Source organism: Actinoplanes campanulatus, assembly GCF_014647795.1.
GTDB classification, from domain to species: Bacteria; Actinomycetota; Actinomycetes; order Mycobacteriales; family Micromonosporaceae; genus Actinoplanes; species Actinoplanes campanulatus.
Genome location: NZ_BMPW01000014.1, coordinates 70,824 through 95,535, shown reverse-complemented (window position 1 = coordinate 95,535; position 24,712 = coordinate 70,824). Strand labels below are relative to the sequence as shown.

The window sequence follows — 24,712 nt, the reverse complement described above, 5'->3', positions numbered from 1 at the left end:
TTTGAATCGTGATTGACGACGGCCGAACCCTGTACGTGATCGTCTCCGCGGCCGGCGTCGCCGCCGACGTCGGCCGCCTCGTCACGCTCGCCCAGGCCGACGGGTGGACGGTGCAGGTGATCGCCACCCCGTCGGCGCTGGCGTTCATCGACACCGAGGCGCTGGAGACGCGGACCGGCCGCCCGGTCCGCAGCCGCTACCGGGCGCCCGGCGACCCGCGCCCACCCCGGGCGAACGCCATCGTCGTGGCCCCGGGCACCTACAACACGATCAACAAGTTCGCCCAGGGTCACGCCGACAACTACGCCCTCGGCCTGCTCGCCGAAGCGCCCGGCCTGGGCATCCCGGTGGTGGTCCTGCCGTGCGTGCAGACCGCCCTGGCCTCCCGGATCCCGTTCCGCGCCAGCGTGGACCAACTCCGCGCCGAGGGCGTCCGCGTCCTGTTCGGCCCCGGCGAGTTCGAACCCCACGAACCCGGCGCCCTCACCGACTTCCCCTGGCACCTGGCCGTCCAGGCGCTGCGCGAGGAGACGACATGAGCCTTCCGCCCCGGTCGGCGCTGCGGCAGGAGACGGCATGGACGCTTCCAGCCTGAGCGTTCCGCCCAGGCTGGCGTCCACTCTCGCCGACCACGGATTCCTCGGCGAGCTGCGCCGCGAGGCGGCGGCCGGTGACTTCCACTGCGCCGACGCGCTGGCCGCCCGCGTGGACGTCGGCGAGGCGCTGGAGCTGTACCGGCCGTTCGCGGAGACCGGCCGGTGGGAGCCGAACGCCCGGATCGCCGACCGCCTCGCCGGCAGTGGGGACATCGACGCGGCGATCGCCGTCATCCGGCCCTTCGTCGAGACGGGCGAACCCGCGGCGATGGACCGGTTGGTGACGCTTCTCGCCGACAACGGCCGCGTCGATGAAGCGATCGCTGTCGTGCGCCGGAGCCCGGAGAGCGCACCGGTCGCGCGGGTCGCCACGTCGCTGGCCGGGCTGGGCCGGATCGGCGAGGCGATCGAGCTGCTGCTGCCGCGGGTCGCCGAGGGCAAGCACGTCCGCACGCTGGTCGAGATCACCGCCGACGGCGGGTGGGACGAGCGCGTCATCGCGGCCCTGTCGCCCCTCGGCGTGCCTGGCCCGCTGGCCGGGGTACTTCACCGGCAGGGGCGTACCGATGAGGCGATCGCCGTGCTGCGGGCCGCGTATTCCGACGGGCAGGTCTACCACGCCGGTCTCATCGAGATGCTCGCCGACCTGCTGTTCGAGCACGACCCGGACGGTCTGCGCGAGTTCATCGCCGGGGACGGCGACGTCTTCGCCGCTCGCCGGCTGGCAGTCCACCTGGAGGAACAGGGCCGCGTCGACGAGGCCGCCGAGATCCTCCGGCAGCAGGACGAGGTCTGGCTGCTGAGTGAGGTCCTCGTTCGGAACGGTCGCGTCGACGAGGCGATCGAGGTGCTCTACCCGGGCGGGGCCCGCGGCGCCGATCACCTGCCGGTGCTGTGCGGGCTGCTCGCCGACCGGGGCCGTTTCGACGAGGCTCTCTCCATCGTCGACGCGCTGCTCGAAAGCACCGGCGGAACCGGCCACGACCTCATCGGGCAGCGGCTGGCGATGCTCTCGGCGCACGGGCGGCGGGCGCAGGCCATCGCGGAGGCGCCCCTCGACGACTGGTTCGCGCGTGGGTGGGTCGCCGAGCTGATGGTGGAGGAGGGGCGGCTCGACGATGCGGTCGAGTTGCTGTGGCCGTACCGGAAAGATGAGGGTGAGGGTCTCGCGCTGGCCTGCCTGATGGTTCGGCAGGGCCGCGCCGAGGAGGCGATCGCCGTGGCCCGCGCCCGCGAATGCCCGGAACCGCCCCGGTACGACCCGCGCTTCTCCGAACCGCCGTTCTGACGCCCGGCCGCGGCGCGGTTCATCGCTTCGTTGCTTTCCCGCGCCGATCGGCCCGGCAATAGGGCTAGCCTCCTAGGATGCTGTAGAGGTTGTGGGTTGGGTTGCGATCCGGCACGTGTTGCGGTTTGCCGGGAAGGGACTAGATTGCGGCCAAGGTGATCGATGACCCTGGATGGCTGTCATGTTCGAACAGTTCCAGATCGTGACCGACCCGGTGGCCGGCTCCGTCGCGCTCTCCGCGATCTTCGCCGCGCTGCCACTGCTGACGCTGTTCGTGCTGCTCGGCGTGGTACGGATGCGGGCCTGGCTGGCCGGGATCGTCTCGCTCGGCGTGGCCCTCGTGGTGGCGGTCGCCGTCTACTCGATGCCGGCCGGGCAGGCGCTGCTGTCGGCCAGTGAAGGGGCGGCGTTCGGCTTCTTCCCGATCCTGTGGATCGTCATCAACGCGATCTGGGTGTACAACCTGACCGTCGTGAGCGGGCACTTCGACGTGCTGCGCCGGTCGATGGAACGGGTCAGCCCGGACATGCGGATCCAGGCGATCATCGTGGCGTTCTGCTTCGGGGCGCTTCTGGAAGCCCTTGCCGGATTCGGTACGCCGGTGGCGGTGACCGTGGTGATGCTGATGGCGCTCGGGTTCCGGCCGTTGCGGGCCGCCGCCGTGGCGCTGATCGCCAACACGGCGCCGGTCGCGTACGGGGCGCTGGCCACTCCGATCGTCACGCTCGGCACGGTGACGTCCGGGGCGGTGGCCGATCCGCGGCTGAACACCGACACGCTCGGGGCGATGGTCGGCCGGCAGACCCCGATCCTGGCGGTCGTCGTACCCCTGGTGCTGGTGGCCGTGGTCGACGGGCGCCGCGGCGTGCGGCAGACCTGGCCGGTCGCCCTGGTCGCGGGCCTGACGTTCGGTGTCGGGCAGTTCGTGGCGTCGAACTACGTCTCGGTGCCGCTCACCGACATCATCGCCGCCCTGGTGTCGGCCGCGGCGGTGGTCCTGCTGCTGCGCGTCTGGCGGCCGTCCGAGTCGCCCGACCTGCACGCCACCCCGGATGCCGATCCGGCCCGGCAGGCCGGCGCGGCCCGGTCCAGTGGGCCACCCGCCGGCGGCGAGCCGTCCGGTGTCGGCGGCCGTCCGTCCGCCGGCCCCGGCCCGTCAGGCGATCCGGGCGCGGGCGGTTCGCCGGGCGTGGCCGGGTCGGCCGGCGTTCCCGCAGATGGGGGCGGCTCCACGGGAGTTCCGGCGAGTGCGAGTAGTCCGGCAGGAGTTTCCGCGAGCGTGGGCGCCGCATCCGGTGGGTCCGCTACCGGGGGCGACCCTGCGGAGGTGGGCGGCGAGCGGGTGCCGGCCGGGGCCGTGACGGCTACGGAGGTGCGGCGGGATCCGCCGGTGGAGGTGTTCCGCGCGTACGCCCCGTACCTGATCATCATCGTGATCTTCTCGATCGCGAATCTGGGGCCGGTCAAGGAGGCGCTGGCGCAGGAGCCGTGGACGGTGGTGTTCCCGTGGCCGGGGCTGGACGTGCTGGGCGCCAACGGCAAGCCGCTGTCCTCGACGAACTTCACGTTCGGGTGGCTGCCCGCGGCCGGCACACTGATGATCCTGGCGGGCATCCTCACGGCGCTGGTGCTGCGGATTCGGCCGGGTGCGGCGGTCCGGGCCTACGGTCGTACCTATGTGGAGTTGCGCCATGCGATCGTGACCGTGATGGCGGTGCTGGCTCTCGCGTACGTTCTGAATCAGTCTGGCCAGACCGCGACGTTGGGTGAGCTTTTCGCCCAGGCCGGCGTGGTGTTCGTGTTCCTGTCGTCGATTCTGGGGTGGATCGGTGTGGCGGTGACCGGTTCGGACACGTCGTCGAACGCGCTGTTCGGCGCGTTGCAGGTGCAGGCGGCGGCGAAGGCGGGCCTGGATCCGGTGCTGCTGGCGGCGGCGAACTCGTCCGGTGGCGTGCTCGGCAAGATGATCAGTCCGCAGAACCTGGCGATCGCCGCGTCGGCGGTCGGCATGGCCGGTAAGGAGGGTGACATCTTCCGCCGGGTGGTCGGCTGGAGTCTGGTGCTGCTGTTGTTCATGTGCGTTCTGGTGACGTTGCAGGGCACGCCGGTGCTCGATTGGATGGTGCCGCGATAGAGGGGGAGTGGCGGCGTGCCGGGCTGGAGCGGTTTCAGCAGGTCCGGTGCCGGGTGGTGGAGCATCGGGGCCGTTTCGGTGTGGACGTGGAGATCATCGAGCCGGTGGCGGGCTACCCGGCGTTCATCGACTTCGTGCTGCTCGGCCCGGCGGGCGCGGAGGTGACACCGGCCGATTTCCCGCCGGTGGGCACGATTCTGGACGCGGTGACGATCGACTTCATGCCGTGGGGTGAGCTGCGTCTGAGTGCCCGCTGAGTGCCCGCTGAGTGCCCACTGAGCGCCCACTGAGCGCGCGCCCTGACCGGTGCGCGTGACCCGCCCGGTCGATGTGGCTGTCCCGGACGGCCGGGCGAAGTGCACGGCCCACCGGTGGCACCGGCGGGTGCTGCGGAATCAGGACCTGTCCGTCGTGGCCGCTGGGCCGAAACCGGTGGGTGCGGCATGCCCGGGCAGCCGCGGTCACCGTCCCTGCCCCCGGCCGTGGTCAAGCACCGTTGACTTCCGCCTCTACCCCGCTCGTGCTCACCGTGACCGGACTGCCGGCGCATCGGAGTATCTTTCTCGGTTGTCGCTTGGTCGATGTCGAGTCGCGTGTGCGCATGCTTCCCCGCCTTCGCCGCAAGTTTCCCGCCTTCGCCGCGAGATTCGGCCGGTCAACGCCAGCCGCTTGAGCTATCCGCAAACATCGATGTAAACCTTGGGTAATCGTCGCCGAGCGGCGCGATCTTGCGCGATCGCGGCCATCCGGGAGCCTCTTTCTTGGCTGTCCGCGCCCATTTCCGCGATCCCTCAACCGAGGGAAGGGCGGCGGGGGCGATCTTGGTGAGTTGCCCACCTTGGGAGGTGGTCAACTCATCAAGATCGCGAAAAGCTGCCGGGTAAAGCACGCAAAACAGACTCGATGAGGTGCTGACGTGACGACAAAGGAGCTTTCGGCGCAATATGCCCCCGTATTACCTCGGCGTCGGTTCACCCGATGGGGTGCTTGACGGCAGACCGCGGCCAACCAAGCAAAAGACTCCCGGATGACCGTGATCGCTCAAGATCGCGCTGCCCGGCCACGACTGCTCAAGATCTACATCGATGTTGCGGATGGCTCGAGCGGTCGGCGGTGACCGGCCGGATCTCGCGGCGAAGGCAGGGAAACACGCGAACAAGCAACTTGACATCGACGCCAGGCAAGAACCGAGAACGAGACTCCCGGATGTGTCCGATCGTCCAAGGTCTTCTGGGGGAGGTGGATCATGGGCGACGGTCTACCGCCGGGCGGCAACCAGGAACCAAGATCGGCCCGAAGCTGCCATCGATCAAGATTGTCGGCGGGTCGGGGCGACGCCGCAGCCATCCGAATACGTGACTTGACATCGCGGCCACCCACAACCGAAAAGCACGCTCACGGCCGGAGGGGTTCTTGCGCGGAGGGTGCCGCGTGTGCGGTTGCCGGGCCTGTTGCCCACGGGGGCGGCCACGGGAGAGTGATCGTGTGCGCGCTCGTCCCTGTTGGGCTGGGGCGGTCGGCGTTCGTGACCGAGGCGGCGGAGGTCCGGGTGCCGGGTGGATGACGAGATCATCTGCTGGCGTCGGGCCCGTAGGCGGGTATCCGCTCGGTGGTCAGGCCTCGTCTGTGCTGATCTTGGACGTTGGGTCACCGGATTCGGTAGGGAGACGTCCAAGATCGGTGGGGGTGTGGGTGGAGGAGGCGAAGCCTCCGGGGGTGACGCCCAGGATGCGTTTGAAGTGGCGGTTCAGGTGCGGCTGGTCGTGGAAGCCGCTGTCGGCGGCGACGGCCCGTAGCGGCCGCCCGGTGAGGATGAGGCGGCGGGCCAGGTCGACGCGGCGGGAGATCAGGTACCGGTGCGGTGACATGCCGAACTCGGCGTGGAACGAGCGGACCAGGTGCGCCGGGTCGAAGTGCAGGGTGTCGGCCGCGGTGCGCAGCGGCAACCCGTCGACGATGTGGTCCTCCAGCAGGTCGCGCAGGGCGTGTGCGGCGGCGCGGCTGTTCGGCCGGCCTTCGGCCGGATCCCCGAGGTGGGTGCGCAGCCGGGCCAGCGCGAGGGCGAGCAGGCCGTCGGCGGCGGGCTCGTCCCCGGGGGTACGGAGGAGGCGGTGCACCTCTGACACCGCCCGGTGCAGGTGGTGGTCCCGGATGGCGGGGGTGTCGACGGTGGCGCCGATGAGCCGGGCGGGCAGCTGGTCGGCGTCCAGGTAGAGGACGCGTTTGCGGAAGCCGCCGGGCCGGGCGGAGGTGCCGTTGTGCGGGACGCGGGGCGGTAGGACGGTGACCAGGTCGCCGAAGGCGCCGCGTTCGTGGCGGTCCAGGTCGTAGCGGACGGCGCCGTCGTCGACGAGCAGGACGGTCCATGTGTCGTGGGCGTGCATGGGGTAGGAGTGTTCGTCGAACCGTGCGTGCAGGACCTCGGTGACGCCGTCGAGGGGTGGCCGCCAGGCGCGCAGGTGGGGCACGTCAAAAGCGTACAAGACCTGGCGGGCCGGCCGGTTCGACGATGGGCGGCATGAGTTTCCCTACCAAGATCGCTGTGTTGTTGCGGGACGACCTGGTGACGTGGCAGCGGTTGAACGTGACCGCGTTCCTGGTGTCCGGGCTGGGTTCGGCGGTGCCGGAGCTGGTCGGTGAGCCGTACGAGGATGCCGGCGGGGTGGCCTATCTGCCGATGTTCCGGCAGCCGGTGCTGGTGTTCCAAGGCGGTAAGGAGGTGCTGTCGGCGGCGCATTCCCGGGCCCTGGGCCGGGACGGGATGCGGATGTCGGTGTTCACCTCGGATCTGTTCGCGACCGGCCACGACGCGGCGAACCGGGCGGCGGTCCGCGCGGTGCGGACCGCCGATCTGGACCTGGTGGGCCTGGCCGTGTACGGGCCGCGCAACGGGGTGGACCGGGTCGTCAAGGGCGCGGTGATGCATCCATGAGACGAGGGTGCGGGGATGCGTTCGTGAGGCCGGGGTGCGGGGATGCGTTTGTGAAGCCGTAGTGGGTGGTTTCGGTTTCCGGTCGTCGTGGGGCGGCCGGGGGTGGTCCGTCGTCGACCGGGTAGCCGAGGCGGACGACCAGGTAGGGGTGGCCGGTGGTGCCGATCAGGGTGGTGAGGATGGAGCGGGGCCAGGGGGCTTCGACGAGTTCGCTCATCGGGGAGCAGGCGACGCCGCGGACGGTGGCGGTGAGCAGCAGGGCGGAGAGGGCGGCGCCGGCGCGTAGCCAGTCGTCGGGGTGGTCGCTGTGCAGGACGACGTAGCGGGCGCCGATGTCGGAGGCGGCGGCGGAGATGGCGAAGCCGCCGTCTGAGCCGGGTGCGAAGTCGCGCATCGGGACGCGGCGCAGGGTGGCGGTGGCGGTGGTGGCGGTGGGGATGCCGTCGCCGTGCTCGGTGGGGCGGTCGGTCCAGGTGGCGACTTCGGCGCGCAGTCCGGGGCGGTGGGCGGCGTCGGAGGCGGCGCGGGAGGTGGCGGCGGCCAGCAGGGGGAGCTCGTCACGGCGTACCGGGCGCAGGTGGAGGCCTTGGGCGGCGACGGCTTTGCGCAGGTCGGCGATGATCTCGTCGCCGGGGGTCTGTGAGCCGAAGGCTCGCCGGTCGGTGCGCCGGTGGGTGATGGCGGCGGCGAGGTCGGTGTGGCGGGGTGTGTCCGGCGGCCCGAGGGTGAGGCGGGCGAGGGGGTCGGTGCCGCGTTCGACGGTGACCTGCCGGCCCTGTGCCTGGATGGCGACGGTCGCGTGGTGCAGTGCGGCGCCGCAGCTGAGCAGCATCAGGTGGTGGTCGGGGTCGAGGTACGGCAGTGACCTGGTGGTGTCCGGGCGCAGTTCGGCGGTGTGCCGGCCGATGTGCCACTGCCAGGGCTGGGTGTTGAGGATCGACGGCGCGTGCCGGGCGAGGCGGGCGGCGTGTGCGAGGACTGCCGTGCGGGACGTCATGGTCTCAAGGGTGGGCCGTCCGGTGCGGTGCGGGCAGGGCCGGAGGTCCCGGGAGGCGAGGTGATCGCTCACATCGGGCGTTTCGGTGGGGTCGGTGAGGGTTTGGTGAAGGTTTCGTGTGCCGGGTCGCGGCGGGTTCGGGGGCTTGCCTAGGTTGCGGTCATGAGTGCGGGGGACTGGTTCGGGTCGATCACCGGGGTGGTGGCGATCACGGTGATGGCGCTGCCGGTGGTGGTGCTGGGGGTGTGGTTGCTGGCGCGCCGGCGGCGGGCCGCGGGTGTGGTGCGGCCGTGGTGGCGGTCGCTGGCGGAGGTGGGGATCGTCTACGGGACGGTGCCGTGGGTGTGGATGATCCTGACGCCGGGTGGCCGGGCCGGTGAGGTCGCCGGGCGGGTGAGCCTGGTGCCGCTGCGGGATCTGGTCACCGTCTTCGCGGGCGGGTGGCTCACCATCGTGGTGCAGGTGGTGGCGAATCTGCTGGTGTTCGCGGCGGTGGGCCTGTTCGGGCCGTTGCTGTTCCCGGCGTTGCGGTCGGTGCCGCGGGTGCTGGTGGTCGCGGCGGCCGCGTCGTTCCTGCTGGAGGCCGCCCAGTTCGTGTTGCGGCTGGACCGGGTGTCGTCGGTGGACGACGTGCTGCTGAATGCGGCGGGCGCCGGGCTGGCGGCGCTGGTGTCGCGGCGGTGGTGGCCGGTTCCGGCTACAGCGATGCCAGCCAGGTGTGTCCCGGGTGCACCCGGTTGAGCAGGCGGGTCAGGGTTGCGCGGCGGGCCGGTGACAGCAGCGGCAGGGTGCCGTCGAAGTCGGTCTGGTCCTTGGGGCGGTGGTGTTCGGCCTTGAAGAGCAGGACGAGTTCGGGCCGTAGGTAGGGGATCCGGTCCGGGGTGTGTTCGATGATGTCGGCGTAGGGCAGCCGGATCGTCTCGTCGCGGCGGCAGATCCAGGTCGGGCCGTCGTGCGGTTCGCGGAAGACGTCGACCAGGTAGTCGCCGGTGGCGGGGTCGCGCAGCCACGTCTGGTGGGTGGCGTTCAGGGCTTCCGGTGACGGCGACTCCCAGATCCGGGCGTCGCCGACGGCGTCGAAGGTGTGGCCGGGGAACCGGTCGCGGATCTGCGGGAAGTGGGCGGCCGGTACGGCGATGTCGAGGTCGGAGTGTGGGCGGGTCTGTTCGCCGCGGAACAGGTCGAGGGCCCATCCGGCCGCGACGCACCAGGGCGCGGTGACGCCGGTCAGGCGGTTCGCGATCTCGGCGGGTGTCCAGCAGCGGGACCAGCGGGCCTCGAGGGTGCCGAGGTCGCCGGGGATGCCGCCGCCGGTCGCGCCACGCGGCGCGGTCGATCTTGGGCAATGAGCCACCGGCTGCGGTGGCGAATCGTCCAAGATTGCGGCGTCGGAGGGGGGTTACGCCAGGTCGGCGATGATGCGGGAGAGGGTGGCGGTGTCGGCCTCGTAGGCGGTCTCGCCCTGGTGGGGGTCGCGCGCGTGCAGGGTGTGCAGGATCGGGGCGGTGGGGACGGACAGGTCGGCCAGGGTGGCGGAGGCGCCGCGGACGGCTCGTTCGGTGCCGGGGGTGGCGGTCAGGTCGATGCGGTTGACGACGCCGGGGGTGACCCAGGTGGGTACGCCGCCGAGCAGGCCGAAGATCTGCAGGTGGAAGTGGCCGCAGAGGATCAGGCGGACGTCGGTGCCGGTGATCACGGTGGCCAGTGCGGCCGGGTCGCGCAGGCCGAGGTGGTGCTGGACGGCGACGCCGGGGACGGCGATCGGCGGGTGGTGGAAGGCCAGGACGGTGCCGTTGGGGGCGGGGGTGGCCAGCAGGTCGGCGAGCCAGTCGAGTTGGGTGGCGCTGATCTGGCCGGAGCCCTTGCCGGGGATGAGCGAGTCGAGGGTGACGATGCGGTGGCCGGCGATGGTGGTGGCGGCGGCGCGTTCGCCGGTGGGGGAGTCGAGGTGGTCGGCGGGCAGCGGGTGGCCGTCGGGGCCGAGGTGGCCGGTGCCGAGGATCTTGGTGAAGGCGGCGCGTTCGTCGTGGTTGCCGGTGGTGAACAGGGCCGGGATGCCGCGGGGGCCGGTGAACTCGGCGACGATGGCGCGGGCGTCGGTGTAGGCCTCGGGGGTGCCGTCGTCGGCGATGTCGCCGGTGAGCACGACGGCGTCGAGGCCGGGGATCTGGCGGCAGTCGTGCAGGATGCGGCGCAGCGATTCGCGGGGGTCGACGCCGGTGCGGTTGGGGCCGGGCTCGCGGGTGAGGTGGGTGTCCGACAGGTGAAGGATGCGCACGTTCACACGCTAGGCAGAGGTGTGAACGAGGCTCAACGGGGTTTCCGGGGGCTGGACCACCGATCTGCGCCCGGCGGGCGCGGCACGGGCGTGCGTGGGCAGGCGCTCGCGTGGCGCGGGCGGGACGGCCGGGGTGCGGTCGGGGGCGGCGAACGCCGTACAGGAAATGGGTCTTCAGTGGTTGAGCCAGCGCAGTGGGTCGCCGATGACGTCGTGGATGACCGAGCGGGCGGCGCCGATGGCGGGGGCTTCGGGGCCGTAGGTGGCGACTTCGACGGTGGGGCGGGCCCAGGGTGCGCCGAGGAACTGGGTGGCGACCTCGCGTTCGACTTCGGGGGCGATCCAGGGGGCCAGGTCGCGGTAGATGCCGCCGAGGACGACGTGGCCGAGGTCGAGCAGGTTGAGGCAGCCGGCGAGGGTGGCGCCGAGGACCTGGCCGGCGCGGGTGAGGGCGGCGAGGGTGGCCGGGTCGTTGGCGCGGGCGCGGTCGGCGATGAGGGCGACGGTGGGGCGGACGCCGAGGGCGGTGCCGGGGTCGGAGGGGACGCCGGCGGCGCGCAGGATGGCTTCCTGGCCGGCATAGCGTTCGAGGCAGCCGCGGCGTCCGCAGGGGCATGGCGGGCCGTCGCGGTCGACGGTGAGGTGGCCGATCTCGCCGGACCATCCGTGGGTGCCGCGGTAGAGGCGGCCGTCCAGGACGATGCCGGCGCCGACGCCGATCTGGCCGCTGACGTAGAGGTAGCTGGCGCGGGCGTGCAGCAGGCCGGGTTCGGAGAGGGCGGCGAAGTTGGCCTCGTTGTCGAGCAGGCCGTGGACGTCGGCGGGGAGTACCTCGGTGACGGCGAGGTCGCGCCAGCCGAGGTTGGGGGCGAGGGTGACGGTGGCCCGGTCGCGGTCGACGATGCCGGGGACCGCGATGGCGCTGCCGCAGAGGGTGAGTTCGTCGGCGCGGGCGGCGGCGTGGGCGGCGCGGGAGAGCGTGTTGATGCGGTCGAGGATCTCGGTCATGGTGTGGCCGCGCTGGTCCACGGCGACGACGTGCTTGTAGCGGACGGCGCCGGTGAGGTCGACGACGCAGACGGCGGTGTAGTCGACGTTGACGTCGACGCCGAGGCCGGCGGGGCCGTCGTCGCGCAGGGCGAGGGCGGTGGCGGGGCGGCCGGCGCGGGCGCGTGGGGTGGCGCCGGTCTCTTTCACGAGACCACCCGTGATCAGCTCGTCGATCAGGCTGGAAGCTGTGGACCGGTTGAGGCCGGTGCGGGCGGCGATGTCGGCGCGGGAGATCTGCCCGGAGGCCTCGGCGACGTGCCGCAGGGCCAGTGACAGGTGGGTGGCGCGCGGGTTGACCGCGGTCGTGTCGTGACGCCGTCGGACGGTTCCGGCATGCATCGCGGCTCCTCTCACGCGTCGTGCAGACACCATAGCGGTCCGTGCAACTCGAGACCCGCGCGGTTATGTCACCAGGGCCAACAAATACGATGGTCACTCTGGGTTAGCTCTAACGGCACTTAAGCCCGTTTTCATCACGGTGAGTGTTACGCAGCCGTTACGAACCCCCGCGTGAAAGATGATCGCGATACCCGTATGTTGTGCCCAGCAACAAATCGAAGCCTCAGTGGCCCGCCGTTGTCGCGGGCCCGATAGAAAGGAGACGTCGAGGTGTCCAAGAACTTCCGGGTCCTCGCGTCCGTCGCGATCGCCGCTTCGCTGGCCGCGACCTCCGCTTGCAGCAACACCCGCGACGAGGAGGCCTCGTCCGCCTCCACCTCGAACCTGATCGGCATCGCGATGCCGCAGAAGAGCCTCGAGCGCTGGAACAAGGACGGCTCGCACCTCGACGAGATCCTCAAGAAGGCGGGCTACGAGACCTCGCTGCAGCACGCCGACAGCGTCGAGCAGCAGATCACGCAGATCCAGAACATGATCAACCAGAACCCGAAGGTTCTGGTCGTCGCCTCCATCGACGGCACCGCGCTGGCCCCGGCGCTGGAGAAGGCCGCCGAGAAGAAGGTCAAGGTCATCGCCTACGACCGTCTGATCAACTCGACCCCGAACGTCGACTTCTACGCGACCTTCGACAACTACCTGGTCGGCAAGCTCCAGGGTCAGTTCATCGAGGAGAAGCTGGGCCTCAAGGACGGCAAGGGCCCGTTCAACCTCGAGGCGTTCGCCGGCTCCGCCGACGACAACAACGCCAAGTTCTTCTTCTCCGGCGCGTGGGACGTGCTCAAGCCGTACATCGACAGCGGCAAGCTGGTCGTCCCGTCGGGCAAGAAGCCGGCCACCAACGAGGAGTGGACCACCGTGTCCGTCCAGGGTTGGAAGACCGAGACCGCGCAGTCCGAGATGGACAACCGCCTGAACTCGTTCTACACCGGCGGCAAGAAGGTCAACGTCGTCCTGTCCCCGAACGACTCGCTGGCGCTGGGCATCGCGCAGTCGCTGGAGAGCAAGGGCTACAAGCCGGGCGCCGACTACCCGATCATCACCGGTCAGGACGCCGACCTGGCGAACACCAAGAACGTTCTCGCCGACAAGCAGGCGATGACCGTCTGGAAGGACACCCGCTCCCTGGGTGACCAGGTCGCCAAGATGATCGACGCGATCGTCAAGGGCGGCACCGTCGAGGTCAACGACGAGAAGACCTACAACAACGGTGTCAAGGTCGTCCCGTCCTACCTGCTCCCGCCGGTCGTCGTCACCAAGGACGACGTCAAGACCAAGCTGGTCGACTCCGGCTTCTACACCGCCGACAAGCTCGGCCTGTAAGTCTCCCGTAGCCGGGCCCCTCGCGGGGCCCGGCTTTTGGAACTCGAGAGCAAGCGAGTTGAGCGATGGCCAACGGCACCACCCCGATCCTGGAGATGCGGGGGATCACCAAGACCTTCCCGGGCGTCAAGGCGCTCTCGGACGTCACCCTCGGCGTCGCGCGGGGTGAGGTCCACGCCATTTGCGGTGAGAACGGCGCGGGCAAGTCCACCCTCATGAAGGTGCTGTCGGGTGTCTACCCGCACGGCAGCTACGACGGCGACATCGTCTTCGAGGGCGAGACCTGCCGGTTCAAGACGACCCGCGACTCCGAGGAGCGCGGCATCGTCATCATCCACCAGGAGCTGGCGCTCAGCCCGTACCTGTCGATCGCCGAGAACATCTTCCTCGGCAACGAGCGGGCACGCGGCGGCGTCATCAACTGGGCCCAGACCAACAAGCAGGCCGCCGACCTGCTCGCCCGGGTCGGACTGGACGAATCCCCGGACACCAGGATCCAGGACATCGGCGTCGGCAAGCAGCAGCTCGTGGAGATCGCCAAGGCGCTCTCCAAGAAGGTCAAGCTGCTCATCCTCGACGAGCCCACCGCGGCGCTCAACGACGAGGACTCCGCGCACCTGCTCGACCTGATCCGCCACCTCAAGGGCCAGGGGATCACGTCGATCATCATCTCGCACAAGCTCAACGAGATCGCCGCGATCGCCGACAGCACGACGATCATCCGCGACGGCCAGAGCATCGAGACCATGGACATGCACGGCGCGGTGCCGGTCTCCGAGGACCGCATCATCCGCGCCATGGTCGGCCGTGACCTGGAGAACCGCTACCCGGCGCACACCCCGACCATCGGCGAGGAGGTGCTGCGGATCGAGAACTGGACCGTGCACCACCCGGCCGACCACAGCCGGGTCGTCGTCGACAGCGCCGACCTGAACGTGCGCGGCGGCGAGATCGTCGGCATCGCCGGGCTGATGGGCGCCGGCCGCACCGAGCTGGCCATGAGCATCTTCGGCCGCAGCTGGGGCGCCGACATCTCCGGCAAGCTGTTCCTGCACGGCAAGCCGGTCTCGATCAAGACCGTCGACGCGGCCATCGAGCACGGCATCGCGTACGCCACCGAGGACCGCAAGCACTACGGCCTCAACCTGATCGACGACATCAAGCGCAACACCTCGGCCGCCAAGCTCCAGCGCATCACCTCCGGCGGCGTGGTCGACTCCGGCCGCGAGGTCGTCATGGCCGAGCAGTTCCGCAAGGACATGAAGACCAAGGCCAACAGCGTGGACGTGGTCGTCGGCAAGCTGTCCGGCGGCAACCAGCAGAAGGTCGTCCTCGCCAAGTGGCTCTTCGCCGAGCCCGAGGTGCTGATCCTCGACGAGCCCACCCGCGGCATCGACGTCGGCGCCAAGTACGAGATCTACGAGATCATCAACAAGCTCGCGGACTCCGGTAAAGCCGTCATCGTGATCTCCTCGGAGCTGCCCGAGCTGCTCGGCATCTGCGACCGGATCTACGCGATGAGCCAGGGCCGGATCACCGGGCAACTTCCCCGCGCCGAGGCCAGCCAGGAGAGCCTCATGCGCTACATGACCATGGAGAAGAGCGGAGCAACGCGGTGAGCGCCACCACCACGCTCGAGCAGCCGAAGGCACAGCCCGAGCCCTCCAAGTCCAACGACGGTGGGTCGCTCAAGGCCTACCTCGGTCAGAACATCCAGCAGTACGGCATGATCGCGGTCCTGCTGCTGATCATCGCGGCCTTCCAGTGGTCGACCGACGGCCTGATGCTCAACCCGGACAACATCGCCGCGCTGATCCAGCAGAACGCGTACGTGTTCGTCCTGACCATCGGCATGGTCATGGTCATCGTGGCCGGGCACATCGACCTGTCGGTCGGATCCGTGGTCGCGTTCGTCGGCGGCATCTGCGCCGTGATGATCACCGACTTCGAGCTGTCGTGGCCGGTCGCCGTCGCCATCTCGATCGTGATCGGCGGCCTCGTCGGCTGCTGGCAGGGCTTCTGGGTCGCCTACGCGGGCATCCCGGCGTTCATCGTCACCCTCGGCGGCATGCTGCTGTTCCGCGGCCTGGCCATCGTCGTGCTCGAGCAGACCATCGCCGGCCTGCCCAGCGGCTTCAACGACATCAGCAACGGCTCGCTGCCGGCGGCCGGCTACGTCGGCAACCTCGACGCCGTCACCCTGTTCATCGGCGTGTTCGCCTTCGCCGGGCTGACCATCGCCCAGATCCGGGCCCGCCGTGAGCTGACCAAGCTGGACCTGCGCACCGAGCCGTTCGCCGCGTTCGCCGGCAAGCTCGTGCTGTCCGCCCTGGCCATCGGCGCGATCACCTACCTGCTCGCGTCCAGCGCCGGCGGCACCCCGATCGTGCTGGTCATCGTCGGCGTTCTGGTGCTGATCTACACGTTCCTGATGAACAACACGATCTTCGGGCGGCACATCTACGCGATGGGCGGCAACCTGCCCGCCGCGATGCTCTCCGGTGTGAAGACCAAGCGGGTCAACTTCCTGATCTTCGTGAACATGGGCCTGCTCGCCGGCGTCGCCGCGGTCATCACCACCTCCCGGGCCGGTGCCGGCATCGCCGCCGCCGGTACCAACTACGAGCTGGACGCGATCGCCGCGGCCTTCATCGGCGGAACCTCCGTCAACGGTGGCATCGGCAAGATCACCGGCGCGATCACCGGTGCCCTGATCATGGGCGTGCTCAACATGGGCCTGTCCATCATGGGCACCGACCCCGCCTACCAGCAGGTGATCAAGGGCCTCGTCCTGATCGCCGCCGTCGCGCTCGACATCCTCAACAAGCGGCGCGGCAAGTAAGACCTTTCAGGGGGTAGCGGCGCCGCACGGTGGACAGACCGGGCGGCGCCGCTCTTTGCCCTCAGGGGGACAGCTGTCTCAGGGCTGCTGATCAAAGCGCTGGGAGCCGGCCGGGACTCAGCGGGGACCGCCGTGCATCAGACCGCTCAGGCCGCCCGGCAGGGTTTTCGTGAGAGAGGCGTCGAATTCGCCGTCCACCAGGACGAACACGACACGCGCCGGGACGTCGCCGCGGTTGGCCCAGGCGTGGTCGGTGCCGCGTTGCACGACCACGTCCCCGGCCCGCAGCGTCACCTCGGACCGCGACGATCCGGGCCGGGGCGCCCTCGGTGTTCCAGACCTCGTGGAAGAACACGCCGTCGGCGGGCAGTTCCCGGCTGACCGGAACCGGCCCGTCCGACACGACCACCGACACGCCGTCCGGCGTGTGGCCGGTGACGACCCGGCGTGGAGCGTTCAGGCGTGGCATGCGATCGGCCCGCCGTGGAAGGCCACCATGTCCGGCCACACCGACGGGACGGTCAGGCGGGTGTCGACCGGGTTGCCCTTGAGCTCCGAGTAGGCCCGGTGCAGGTTGCCGACGAACCGTTCGGTCTCGGCCCAGTCCCTGAACCGGTTGTCGCGGTGCTTGACCGCGGCTTCGAGGGGGGTGAGGCCCTGCTTGAAGGAGGCCTCGGCGACCTCGGCGATGTAGGAGACGTAGGCGTCCAGGTCGTCCAGCAGCACCCCGACCTCGTCGCCGCAGCACACCGGACCGTGCCCCGGCGCCAGCACCTCGGGCGCCAGCGCCCGCATGTGCGCGATGGCCTTCGTGAACCCGGCGACCGAGCCCTCCAGCAGGAACGGCTGACCGCCGGCGAACGCCAGGTCCCCGGCGAACAGCACCCGCTGCTCCGGCAACCACACCACCACGTCGTTGCTGGTGTGGGCGCGGCCGACGTGCTGCAACTCGACGCCGAACGAGTCCAGATGCAGGGTCATCCGGTCGCTGAAGGTGACGTTCGGCGGGCGCAGCACCAGGTTGCCGTAGTCCGGAGAGGTGATCACCCGGGTGGCCTCGAGACCGGCGGCGAGGACCTCGTCGCGGCACTTGTCGTGGCCGATGACCAGGGTCTCCGCCGGCAGGAAGCCGTTGCCGTACGTGTGGTCCGGGTGGTGGTGGGTGTTCACCACGGCCCGCGGCGCACCGGACGACACCTTCGCGACCTCGGCCAGCACGGCCCGGTTGCGGCGCTCGGTCGAGGTGGTGTCGACCAGGACCGCGGTCCCCGCGCCGTCGGCGATCACACCGCAGTTGTTCACCATCCACCCGCCGGCCGGCTGGATGTAGGCGTAGACGCCGTCGGCCAGCTTGTCGACGTACGGGTTGCCGTCGTCCCAGGTCACATGTCCTCCTCTAAGGTGCGGTCACCTCATTGGGGCATCCCGGGGGCCGGCTCACAACAGATCGGGCCATCGCCAGCAGCGATCCCTGCCATACCGGAAACGGGGCGTCACTCCTCGCCCGGCTGGTCCGCCGGTTCGGTCTCGACCGCGACCGCGACGTCGTAGAGCAGCCGGCGCAGCCAGGCCACACCGGGATCCTTCTCCCGGCCGGCGTGCCAGTGCGCGGCCTCGGTGATCCGGACCGTGTCCAGCGGCGTCGACGCGATCGCCAGCTCCAGGAAGCCGAGACAGCGGTGGGCCAGCCGGGACGGCACGAACGCGCACATCTCGGTGCCGGCCACCGCGTACGGCAGCGTCAGCAGACTCGTGACCCGCACCAGCACGGTCCGGTCGGCGAGCCCGGACCGCTCCAGAATGATCTCCAGTGGCCGTTTGAGCTCGCCCGCGGCGGAGAACTCGGCCACCGCGTGCGCCATCACGCTCAGGTCGGCGGCGCTCAGCCCACCGTCGGAGAGCCGCGGGTTGTCGCGGGACACGATGCACACCAGGTGATCGGTGAAGACCGGCTGGGTCTGGCCGGGGAACGCGAACCCGAGCGGCCCGATGATCAGATCCCGGCGCATCAGCTGCGTCCCCAGGTGCGGGCCCTCCAGCGTGTCCAGCGCGACCGAGCAGCCCGGCGCCTGCTCGGCCATCAGGCGGATCAGCGGCTCGGCGAGGACGGTCATCGCGTACTCCGACATGCTGACGGTGAACCGGCGGGTGCTGGACGCCTCGTCGAACTCCCGCTGCGTGCCGAGCAGCGCCTCGGCGGCCTCCACCGCCTCGGCCACGGCCGGCCGCAGCCGCTCGGCCAGCGGGCTCAGGTCGAAGCCGCGGCCGGACCGGACCAGCAGCTCGTCGCCGAAGTGCCGGCGCAGCCGGGTCAGCGCGCTGCTCATCGCCGACTGGCTCATCGTCATCCGCTCACCGGCGTGGGTGAGGTTGCGCTCCTCGATCAGGGCGTGCAGCGACAGCAGCAGGTTCGCGTCGACCGCACGCAACCGCTCCTTCACCGGACATCCCTCCAGAGCGCACTGTACCGGCCGGCCGGGCCGGTACCGGGACCTCCGGCCCTGGTGGGCGGGACCAGGTTCGCGGTCTCGTGGAGGGGACGCGGCCCGGCCGGCCGCACACCTCGCCAAAGGGGGTTGCCCGATGACCACGCCGTTCGCCCCACCGTCGCACCGGGTTCTCACCGATTGCGTGCGGTCGGCCACCACCGCGCCGTCGCTGCACAACAGCCAGCCCTGGCGGTTCCGGATCGAGCCGCCGGCCGTCGAGGTGTACGCCGACCCGGACCGCCGCCTGCCGGTCACCGACCCGGACGGGCGCGAACAGCTGATCAGCGTCGGTGCCGCGGTGTTCACGCTGCGCCTGGCGATCCGGCGGGCCGGCTACCAGGTGCGCTGTGAACTGCTGCCCGATTCGGACGAGCCGTCGTTGGCCGCCCGGGTCACCGCGGGCCGGCCGGCGGCCGTCGACGCGACGACCGAGGCGCTGGCCGCGGCGATCCCGTACCGGCACACCAACCGGTGGCCGTTCGCGCGGGTCGCGGTGCCGGCCGGCGCGATCGAGAAGCTGCGCGACGCCGCCGAGCGGGAGGGCGCGGTGCTGACCGTCGCCGACCCGGCCGGCCGGGACGCGATCCTGGGCCTGGCCCGCGCCGCCGACCAGCGGCTGCGTGAACGCGACGACTACGCCGCCGAGATCAGCCGGTGGACCGGCCGGGCGGCCCGCCACGACGGGGTGCCGGCGTGGGCGTACGGGCCGGGCGACGCCCTCGGGGTGATGCCGGTCCGCGACGGCGCCGGAACCCTCGCGGTGGCCCGGGCGCCGGTGGCGTTCGAGCCGCACCCGACCGTGCTGGTGCTGGCCACCGACGGCGACACCGCCGCGGACCGGCTGTGCGCCGGGCAGGCGCTGCAACGGGTGCTGCTGACCGCCACCTGGCTGGGCCTGGCCGCCACCCCGATCAGCCAGCCGGTCGAGGTGCCCGAGATCCGCGCGCTGCTCACTCGCAGGCCGGCGCAGATGGTGCTGCGCATCGGCTACGGCGGCGTCGCCGGGCACACCCCGCGCCGGCCGGTGAACCGGGTGCTGCTGGACGAGCCGCCGGGGTAACCTCCGGCCATGACGCTGGGCGGCACCGATCTGAACCTGCTGCTGTTCCTGCGTGTCCTGCTGGAGGAGGGCAACGTGACCCGGGCCGGGGCACGCCTCGAGGTGGGCCAGCCCGCGATGAGCGCCGCCCTGGCCAAGCTGCGCCGCCGCTTCGACGACGAGCTGCTGGTCCGGGCCGGCCGGGACTACGAGCTGACGCCGTTCGCCCGTGACCTGCTGCCGGAGGTGCAGCGGGCGGTCCGGCTGATCGCCCGCGCCCTGGAGTTGGAGGACCACTTCGACGCCGCCACCAGCGAGCGGACGTTCCGGCTGGCAATGAGCGACTACGCGATCGCCGTGCTGCACGAGCCGCTGGTCCGGCTGCTGCGGGCCACCGCTCCCGGGGTGCGGCTGTCGATCGAGCGGATCGGGCCGAAGGCGCGTACGTCGTCGCGGACCCTGCTGGAGTACGACGCCCTGGTCGCGCCGCTCGGCTTCGGGTTCCCCGGGCAGCGGCGGATGCTGTGGCGCGACCGGATGGTGCTGATCGCCGACCGCAAGCATCCGCGGCTGGCCGCCGGCGGCCTGACCCTGGCCGATCTGGCCGAGCTGCCGCATGCCGTGGCGACGTTCGGGCCGGGCATCCTCACCCCGGTCGACCGGGTGTTCGGCGAGCACGGCATCGACCGGCGGATCGTCCTGCAGGTGCCCGGGTTCCTGCCGCTGGCGTTCGTCATCGAGGGCACCGAGATGGTGGCCGTGGTGCCGGAACGGCTGGCCCGGCTGCACCTGGCGCCGGGCGGCCCGATCACGGTGATCGAGCCGCCGTTCGGTGAGGTGCTGCTGGCCGAGGGCTACTGGTACGGCCGCGACCGGCTGGCCGACCCGGCGCACCGCTGGCTGTTCGCCCGGTTCGACGCGCTGGCCGCCGAGTTGAAGGTCACGTCAGGTAGCCGGTGAACAGCCGGCCCGGGTCCCGGACGTCGAGGATCTCCCGGTAGCGGCCCTCGGCCTGCTCGGAGAGCACCCGCATCGGCCGCCGCCGCAGGTCGCTGTCGCCCAGGTAGGCGCCCACGGCGACGGGCGAAAGGTCGGCCATGGCGCCGGCCAGCCACTCCTGGCAGCGCTCGTCGTCGGCCGGGTCCTCCCACAGCACGTACGACGCCAGATAGATCTCCGACTGCACCGAGAACGCCATGTCCGGCAGCTCCCGCAGCGGCGCCATGCTGAACCAGATGGTGAACGCCTTCGCGTTCGGCAGTGTCGTGTAGGCGCGCCGCATCGCCGGCACCACCTTCTCCGCCGGCCCGGACAGCCACGCGTTGTCGACCGCCCACCGGTGGCCTTCCGGGTTGTCGGCGAGCTGCCGCTCCCGCTGGCTGGTGAGCGTGGTGGGGACGGCGTCGATCGACAGCAGGGCCCGGTCGAGCGCCGGGTTGTCCCGGAACGGGGCGAGCGCCGCATCCGCCTCCGAGGCGCAGGAGACCAGGGCGACCGCGGTCACCAGCAGCACCGGCGCCGGTGACAGGACCGGGTCGGTCTTGGTGAGCGCGACGATCTCCACGCTGCTCGCGACCGTGTGGTGCATGCCGTGCAGCCACGTCATGACCTCGTCGAAGTCGTCCAGCCGGTACGCCTGCACGGTGTGCGCGACGTGCCCGGGCATCGGCAGGGTCCGCAGGTGGAACCGGACGACCACGCCGGGGAACCCGGGTCCGGTGCCGCGCGCCGCCCAGTACAGGTCCTCGTTCTCGGTCGCCGACGCCCGCACCAGGTCGCCGTCGGCGGTGACCACGTCGACCGCCTCCACGTATTCGGCGGCCCAGCCCCAGCCGCGGGCGTTCCAGCCCTGCCCGCCCTGCAACAGGAACCCGCCGAGGCCGACGGTCGGGCAGTGGCCGCCCACGAAGAACCGGCCCTGTTCCTCCAGGAACGGCGCCAGCTCGAGACCGCCCTTGATCGCCGGGGACACGGAAACCACCGAAGACAACGGGTCGTAGCTCATCTCCCGGAGCCCGCCGAGGTCGATGACCAGGGCGTCGTCACGGATCGACCACTGCGCCCAACTGTGCCCGCCGGACCGGACCGCGACCTGCCAGCCACGGTCGCGCGCCAGGCGTACCCCCGCTTGAACGTCTTCTATGTTCGTGGCCTTGAGGATCGCCGCCGGCTGCCGCCCGGGCAGCCGGCGGTTGAAGATCCGGTCGACGCGGGCCGGCTCGAACCCGGCGTCGCCGGGATAGAGGATCCCGGTCATGCCGGGGCGCACAGGGCGCCGAGGGTCTGGCCCATGATCCGGCCCGGGTCGGCGCCCGGCGTGTCCGGGTGGATCTCCCACTGGGCGAGGGTGAGGCTGTTGTCCAGGACCATCCTGACCCGGGGGAAGCGGCGGGCGTGGAAGGCCGGCAGCACCTCGTCGATCGGGTTCCCGGCGGTCAGCATCTCGGCGAGCACCACGGCGTCCTCGGCGCACATGGCCGCGCCCTGGGCGATCAGCGGCGGGCAGGCGTGCGCCGCGTCGCCGATCACGATCACCCGGCCGCGGTGCCACGGGCCGTCGATCAGGATCGCCTCGATGTGCTGGTAGTTGACGATCGCGTCGTCGGCGAGGCTGTCGCGTACCTGGCCCCAGACGCCGCCGTACCCCTGCCCGTGCTCTTTCATGATCTTGCCGTTGGGGTGTTCGCCGACGAACGAGCGGTCCAGGTTCTCCTCGAGCAGGAACGCGTAGCAGAGGCTCTCCGAGATCGGCGTGTAGCCGGCCTTGTACTTGGGGCCGCCGTAGTAGAGGCCGGAGCAGTCCATGGCGTCGGGCCGCTTGGCGACCACCCGCCAGATGCCCATGCCGACCGGCTTCGGCCGCGCGTCGATGCCGATCATCGAACGGATCTGCGAGCGGATGCCGTCGGCGCCGACGACCAGGTCGACGGTCTCTTCCGTGCCGTCGGAGAGGGTGGCCACGACGTGGTCGCCGCGGTCGTCCAGCGCGGTGACCGTGCAGCCCAGCCGCACGTCGACGCCGGCGCCGACGACCCGCCGGGCCAGGATGTCGGCCAGGTCGGCGCGCAACGCGCCCATCGTCGGCGGGACCGCGTCGCCGCCCATCGGGGGCGCGGGCATCTCCATCATCGGTACGCCGTCCGCGCGGAACATGCGCAGCCTGTCGAAGGCGAAGCCGTGCTCGGCGAGCTCGTCGTGGATGCCGACGGTGTGGAACGCCTTGAGCGTTGCCCTGCAGCGTGATGCCGTGGCCGACACCGCCGAGGGCACCGCGCAACTCGGCCAGGATGACCCGCACACCGCGCTGGGCCAGGCCGAGCGCGAGCACACCGCCGGTGATGCCGCCGCCGACGACGAGGACTCGGGAGGTCGTCATCTTCTTCTCCTCGAAACTCAGGCGAACTGGGAGGGGCGGGCGCCGGTGATCCAGCCGACGACGTGATCGGGTTCGGTTCCGGCCATCGGCACGTCGGCGACCTTGCTGCCACGATTCAGCACGACCACCCGGTCGGCCACCTCGTAGCAGAGCGGAAGGTTGTGGGTGACCAGCACGATCGCCACACCCTGCCCGGCCAGCCGGCGGATCAGGGCCTCGACCTGCCTGGTCTGCTCGTAGCCGAGCGCCGCGGTGGGTTCGTCGAGCAGCAGGACGCCGTCGGCCTCGCCGGTGACCCGGATGGCGCTGCGGGCCAGGGCGACGACCTGCCGCTGGCCGCCGGAGAGCATCTCCACCGGCCGGGTCATCGGGGCGGTCCGTACGCCGAGCCGGTCGAGTTCGGCCTCGGAGCGTTTGCGCATCGCCCTGCGGTCGACGAACCCGAGCCAGCCGAGCGGGCCCTTGTAGCGGATCTCCCGGCCGATGTTGAGGTTGGTGGAGATGTCCTGCGCGTCGACGAGCGCCAGATCCTGGTAGACCATCTGGATGCCGGCCGCCGACGAGTCGCTGGGGGAGTGGAACTCCACCTCCTTCCCGTGCACGGCGATGGTGCCGCCGCTCGGCCGGTGCGCGCCGGACATCACCTTGAGCAGGGTGGACTTGCCGGCGCCGTTGTCGCCGAGCAGGCCGACCACCTCGCCCGGGTCGACGTGGAAGTCGATGCCGGCCAGGGCGCGGACGTAGCCGTAGTGCATGTCGATGCCGCTGAGTTTCAGCGCGGGGGTCGTCATCAGAGTCCTTTCGTGGATGCTGCGGCCAGAACGTCACCCCGACCGTCTTCCGCGAGCCGTCCGGGCCGGCCACCGACAGCTGGGTGCGGTGGCGCGAGGACATCGGCCTCGCCTCCGGCCTCGGCCTGAACGCCTACCGCTTCTCGGTGAATGGGCACGCATCGAGCCTTCCGAGGGTACGTACGACGAAGCGGCCCTGGACCACTACGAGGCGATCGTCGACCACTGCCTCGCGGTGGGGCTCGCGCCGGTGGTCACGTTCAACCACTTCACCTCGCCGCACTGGTTCGCGGCCGCCGGCGGGTGGCTGAACCCGGAGGCTCCACGGCTGTTCGCCCGCTACTGCGACGCGGTGACGGCCCGGTTCGGGGACCGGATCGCCGTCGCGGTCACCATGAACGAGCCCAACCTCGCCCGGCTGCTCAGCTGGATGGAGCTGCCGTCGTTCGTACGCGAGCTGGAACGTCAGACGCTCGAAGCCGCGACCGCGGCAGCCGGGGTGACCAGATACCGGGTCGCGAACGTGATGCTGCCGGAGGAGATGGACGCCCTCGCCGACGGCATGGAGGCCGGCCACCGGGCCGCGCGGGCCGCCATCAAGGCCCGCCGCCCGGATCTGCCGGTGGGCCTGTCGCTGGCGGTGGCCGACGACGTCGTCGACGGCGACGACCCGTCGGTGCGTGACCGCAAAAGATCAGAGGTGTACGAACGCTGGCTGCACCTGGCGCGCGACGACGACTTCGTCGGCGTGCAGAACTACGAACGACTGCACTACGACGGCAGTGGCGCCGTCGCGATCCCGGCGGACGCCCCGCGCAACCAGATGGGCAGCGCCGTCGACCCCGAGTCGCTCGGCGGCGCGGTCCGCTACGTGCACGCCGAGACCGGTGTCCCGGTGCTGGTCACCGAGCACGGCATGGCCACCGCCGACGACACGCTGCGGGCCGGCTTCCTCGAACCGTCGCTGGCCGGGCTGTACGCGGCCGTCGACGACGGGGTGCCGGTGCTCGGCTACCTGCACTGGACACTGCTCGACAACTTCGAGTGGATCTTCGGGTACGGGCACCGGCTGGGCCTGTTCGAGGTGGACCGGGACACGTTCGCCCGTACCCCGAAGATCAGTGCCGGGGTCTACGCCGACCTGGTCGCCGCCTACCGCAAGCGGGCCCTGAACGGCTGAC

At 70.9% G+C, this 24,712-nt stretch carries 24 protein-coding genes; 13 read left to right on the top strand and 11 right to left on the bottom strand.

The features are described from left to right. Positions 1–11: 11 nt before the first annotated feature. From IEZ13_RS26035 to IEZ13_RS26020, 4 genes are all read left to right on the top strand, one after another. Positions 12–539 carry a flavoprotein gene (locus IEZ13_RS26035; protein WP_372441930.1) on the top strand — a complete coding sequence of 176 codons (528 nt, stop codon included), beginning with the start codon at positions 12–14 and terminating at the stop codon, positions 537–539. 37 nt (positions 540–576) lie between these two features. After that, a complete protein-coding gene (locus IEZ13_RS26030) occupies positions 577–1,884 on the top strand; it encodes a tetratricopeptide repeat protein (RefSeq protein WP_183223693.1) in 1,308 nt (435 codons plus the stop codon). Between the two features lie 172 nt (positions 1,885–2,056). Beyond that, positions 2,057–4,018: an L-lactate permease gene (locus IEZ13_RS26025; RefSeq protein WP_183223691.1), complete on the top strand. Its 1,962-nt coding sequence runs from the start codon at positions 2,057–2,059 to the stop codon at positions 4,016–4,018. Next, a complete protein-coding gene (locus IEZ13_RS26020; protein ID WP_183223689.1) occupies positions 4,000–4,275 on the top strand; it encodes a hypothetical protein in 276 nt (91 codons plus the stop codon). Before IEZ13_RS26025 ends, IEZ13_RS26020 begins: the two co-directional genes overlap by 19 nt. Positions 4,276–5,631: 1,356 nt before the next feature. On the opposite strand, the gene IEZ13_RS26015 is transcribed toward IEZ13_RS26020, so the two are convergent. Further along, positions 5,632–6,486: an AraC family transcriptional regulator gene (locus IEZ13_RS26015; RefSeq protein WP_229795033.1), complete on the bottom strand. Its 855-nt coding sequence runs from the start codon at positions 6,484–6,486 to the stop codon at positions 5,632–5,634. A gap of 50 nt (positions 6,487–6,536) precedes the next feature. On the opposite strand from IEZ13_RS26015, the gene IEZ13_RS26010 reads away from it, so the two are divergent. Then, positions 6,537–6,950 carry a DUF2000 domain-containing protein gene (locus IEZ13_RS26010; protein WP_183223684.1) on the top strand — a complete coding sequence of 138 codons (414 nt, stop codon included), beginning with the start codon at positions 6,537–6,539 and terminating at the stop codon, positions 6,948–6,950. On the opposite strand, the gene IEZ13_RS26005 is transcribed toward IEZ13_RS26010, so the two are convergent. Beyond that, positions 6,925–7,947: an Acg family FMN-binding oxidoreductase gene (locus IEZ13_RS26005; protein WP_183223683.1), complete on the bottom strand. Its 1,023-nt coding sequence runs from the start codon at positions 7,945–7,947 to the stop codon at positions 6,925–6,927. The genes IEZ13_RS26010 and IEZ13_RS26005 overlap by 26 nt on opposite strands. Before the next feature lie 162 nt (positions 7,948–8,109). On the opposite strand from IEZ13_RS26005, the gene IEZ13_RS26000 reads away from it, so the two are divergent. Continuing rightward, positions 8,110–8,688, top strand: coding sequence for a VanZ family protein (locus tag IEZ13_RS26000; protein WP_183223681.1), 579 nt, complete (start codon positions 8,110–8,112; stop codon positions 8,686–8,688). Here the strand turns inward: IEZ13_RS26000 and IEZ13_RS25995 are convergent. The 3 genes from IEZ13_RS25995 to IEZ13_RS25985 form a co-directional block, all read right to left on the bottom strand. Then, positions 8,645–9,325, bottom strand: coding sequence for a nucleotidyltransferase domain-containing protein (locus tag IEZ13_RS25995; protein ID WP_221245859.1), 681 nt, complete (start codon positions 9,323–9,325; stop codon positions 8,645–8,647). The genes IEZ13_RS26000 and IEZ13_RS25995 overlap by 44 nt on opposite strands. Before the next feature lie 21 nt (positions 9,326–9,346). Next, positions 9,347–10,225 (bottom strand): metallophosphoesterase family protein, encoded by an 879-nt coding sequence (locus IEZ13_RS25990; RefSeq protein WP_183223679.1) that lies wholly within the window; start codon positions 10,223–10,225, stop codon positions 9,347–9,349. 174 nt (positions 10,226–10,399) lie between these two features. After that, entirely contained in the window at positions 10,400–11,614 is a 1,215-nt protein-coding gene (locus tag IEZ13_RS25985; RefSeq protein WP_229795031.1) for an ROK family transcriptional regulator, read from the bottom strand. Positions 11,615–11,884: 270 nt separating this feature from the next. On the opposite strand from IEZ13_RS25985, the gene chvE reads away from it, so the two are divergent. The 3 genes from chvE to mmsB all read left to right on the top strand — a co-directional run bounded on the left by chvE (position 11,885) and on the right by mmsB (position 15,836). Next, complete coding sequence (gene chvE, locus IEZ13_RS25980) at positions 11,885–12,994, top strand: multiple monosaccharide ABC transporter substrate-binding protein (protein WP_183223675.1); 1,110 nt, start codon at positions 11,885–11,887, stop codon at positions 12,992–12,994. 65 nt (positions 12,995–13,059) lie between these two features. Beyond that, positions 13,060–14,613 carry a multiple monosaccharide ABC transporter ATP-binding protein gene (mmsA, locus tag IEZ13_RS25975; RefSeq protein WP_183223673.1) on the top strand — a complete coding sequence of 518 codons (1,554 nt, stop codon included), beginning with the start codon at positions 13,060–13,062 and terminating at the stop codon, positions 14,611–14,613. Continuing rightward, positions 14,610–15,836 carry a multiple monosaccharide ABC transporter permease gene (mmsB, locus tag IEZ13_RS25970; RefSeq protein ID WP_183223671.1) on the top strand — a complete coding sequence of 409 codons (1,227 nt, stop codon included), beginning with the start codon at positions 14,610–14,612 and terminating at the stop codon, positions 15,834–15,836. Before mmsA ends, mmsB begins: the two co-directional genes overlap by 4 nt. A 117-nt stretch (positions 15,837–15,953) precedes the next feature. Here the strand turns inward: mmsB and IEZ13_RS46795 are convergent, their stop codons facing one another. From IEZ13_RS46795 to IEZ13_RS25955, 3 genes are all read right to left on the bottom strand, one after another. Then, complete coding sequence (locus tag IEZ13_RS46795) at positions 15,954–16,130, bottom strand: cupin domain-containing protein (protein WP_203834099.1); 177 nt, start codon at positions 16,128–16,130, stop codon at positions 15,954–15,956. Between the two features lie 162 nt (positions 16,131–16,292). Then, entirely contained in the window at positions 16,293–17,222 is a 930-nt protein-coding gene (locus IEZ13_RS25960) for an MBL fold metallo-hydrolase (protein ID WP_203834098.1), read from the bottom strand. A 107-nt stretch (positions 17,223–17,329) separates the two neighbouring features. After that, a complete protein-coding gene (locus tag IEZ13_RS25955) occupies positions 17,330–18,277 on the bottom strand; it encodes a LysR family transcriptional regulator (RefSeq protein ID WP_183223669.1) in 948 nt (315 codons plus the stop codon). A gap of 142 nt (positions 18,278–18,419) precedes the next feature. Here IEZ13_RS25955 and IEZ13_RS25950 point away from each other — a divergent pair, with 142 nt between their 5' ends. Then, complete coding sequence (locus tag IEZ13_RS25950) at positions 18,420–19,385, top strand: Acg family FMN-binding oxidoreductase (protein ID WP_183223667.1); 966 nt, start codon at positions 18,420–18,422, stop codon at positions 19,383–19,385. Between the two features lie 9 nt (positions 19,386–19,394). Further along, a complete protein-coding gene (locus IEZ13_RS25945; RefSeq protein WP_183223665.1) occupies positions 19,395–20,324 on the top strand; it encodes a LysR family transcriptional regulator in 930 nt (309 codons plus the stop codon). On the opposite strand, the gene IEZ13_RS25940 is transcribed toward IEZ13_RS25945, so the two are convergent. After that, positions 20,305–21,633: an FAD-binding oxidoreductase gene (locus IEZ13_RS25940; protein WP_203834097.1), complete on the bottom strand. Its 1,329-nt coding sequence runs from the start codon at positions 21,631–21,633 to the stop codon at positions 20,305–20,307. The genes IEZ13_RS25945 and IEZ13_RS25940 overlap by 20 nt on opposite strands. Beyond that, positions 21,618–22,622: an FAD-dependent monooxygenase gene (locus IEZ13_RS25935; RefSeq protein WP_203834096.1), complete on the bottom strand. Its 1,005-nt coding sequence runs from the start codon at positions 22,620–22,622 to the stop codon at positions 21,618–21,620. The genes IEZ13_RS25940 and IEZ13_RS25935 overlap by 16 nt, the downstream gene beginning before the upstream one ends. Here IEZ13_RS25935 and IEZ13_RS46790 point away from each other — a divergent pair. After that, complete coding sequence (locus IEZ13_RS46790) at positions 22,612–22,806, top strand: hypothetical protein (RefSeq protein ID WP_203834095.1); 195 nt, start codon at positions 22,612–22,614, stop codon at positions 22,804–22,806. The two genes, IEZ13_RS25935 and IEZ13_RS46790, sit on opposite strands and share 11 nt — an antisense overlap. Here the strand turns inward: IEZ13_RS46790 and IEZ13_RS25930 are convergent. Further along, positions 22,758–23,531: an ATP-binding cassette domain-containing protein gene (locus IEZ13_RS25930; protein ID WP_183223663.1), complete on the bottom strand. Its 774-nt coding sequence runs from the start codon at positions 23,529–23,531 to the stop codon at positions 22,758–22,760. The two genes, IEZ13_RS46790 and IEZ13_RS25930, sit on opposite strands and share 49 nt — an antisense overlap. Between IEZ13_RS25930 and IEZ13_RS25925 the strand changes: the two genes are divergently transcribed. Beyond that, complete coding sequence (locus tag IEZ13_RS25925) at positions 23,494–24,711, top strand: family 1 glycosylhydrolase (RefSeq protein ID WP_306421543.1); 1,218 nt, start codon at positions 23,494–23,496, stop codon at positions 24,709–24,711. The two genes, IEZ13_RS25930 and IEZ13_RS25925, sit on opposite strands and share 38 nt — an antisense overlap. Position 24,712: the final 1 nt, after the last annotated feature.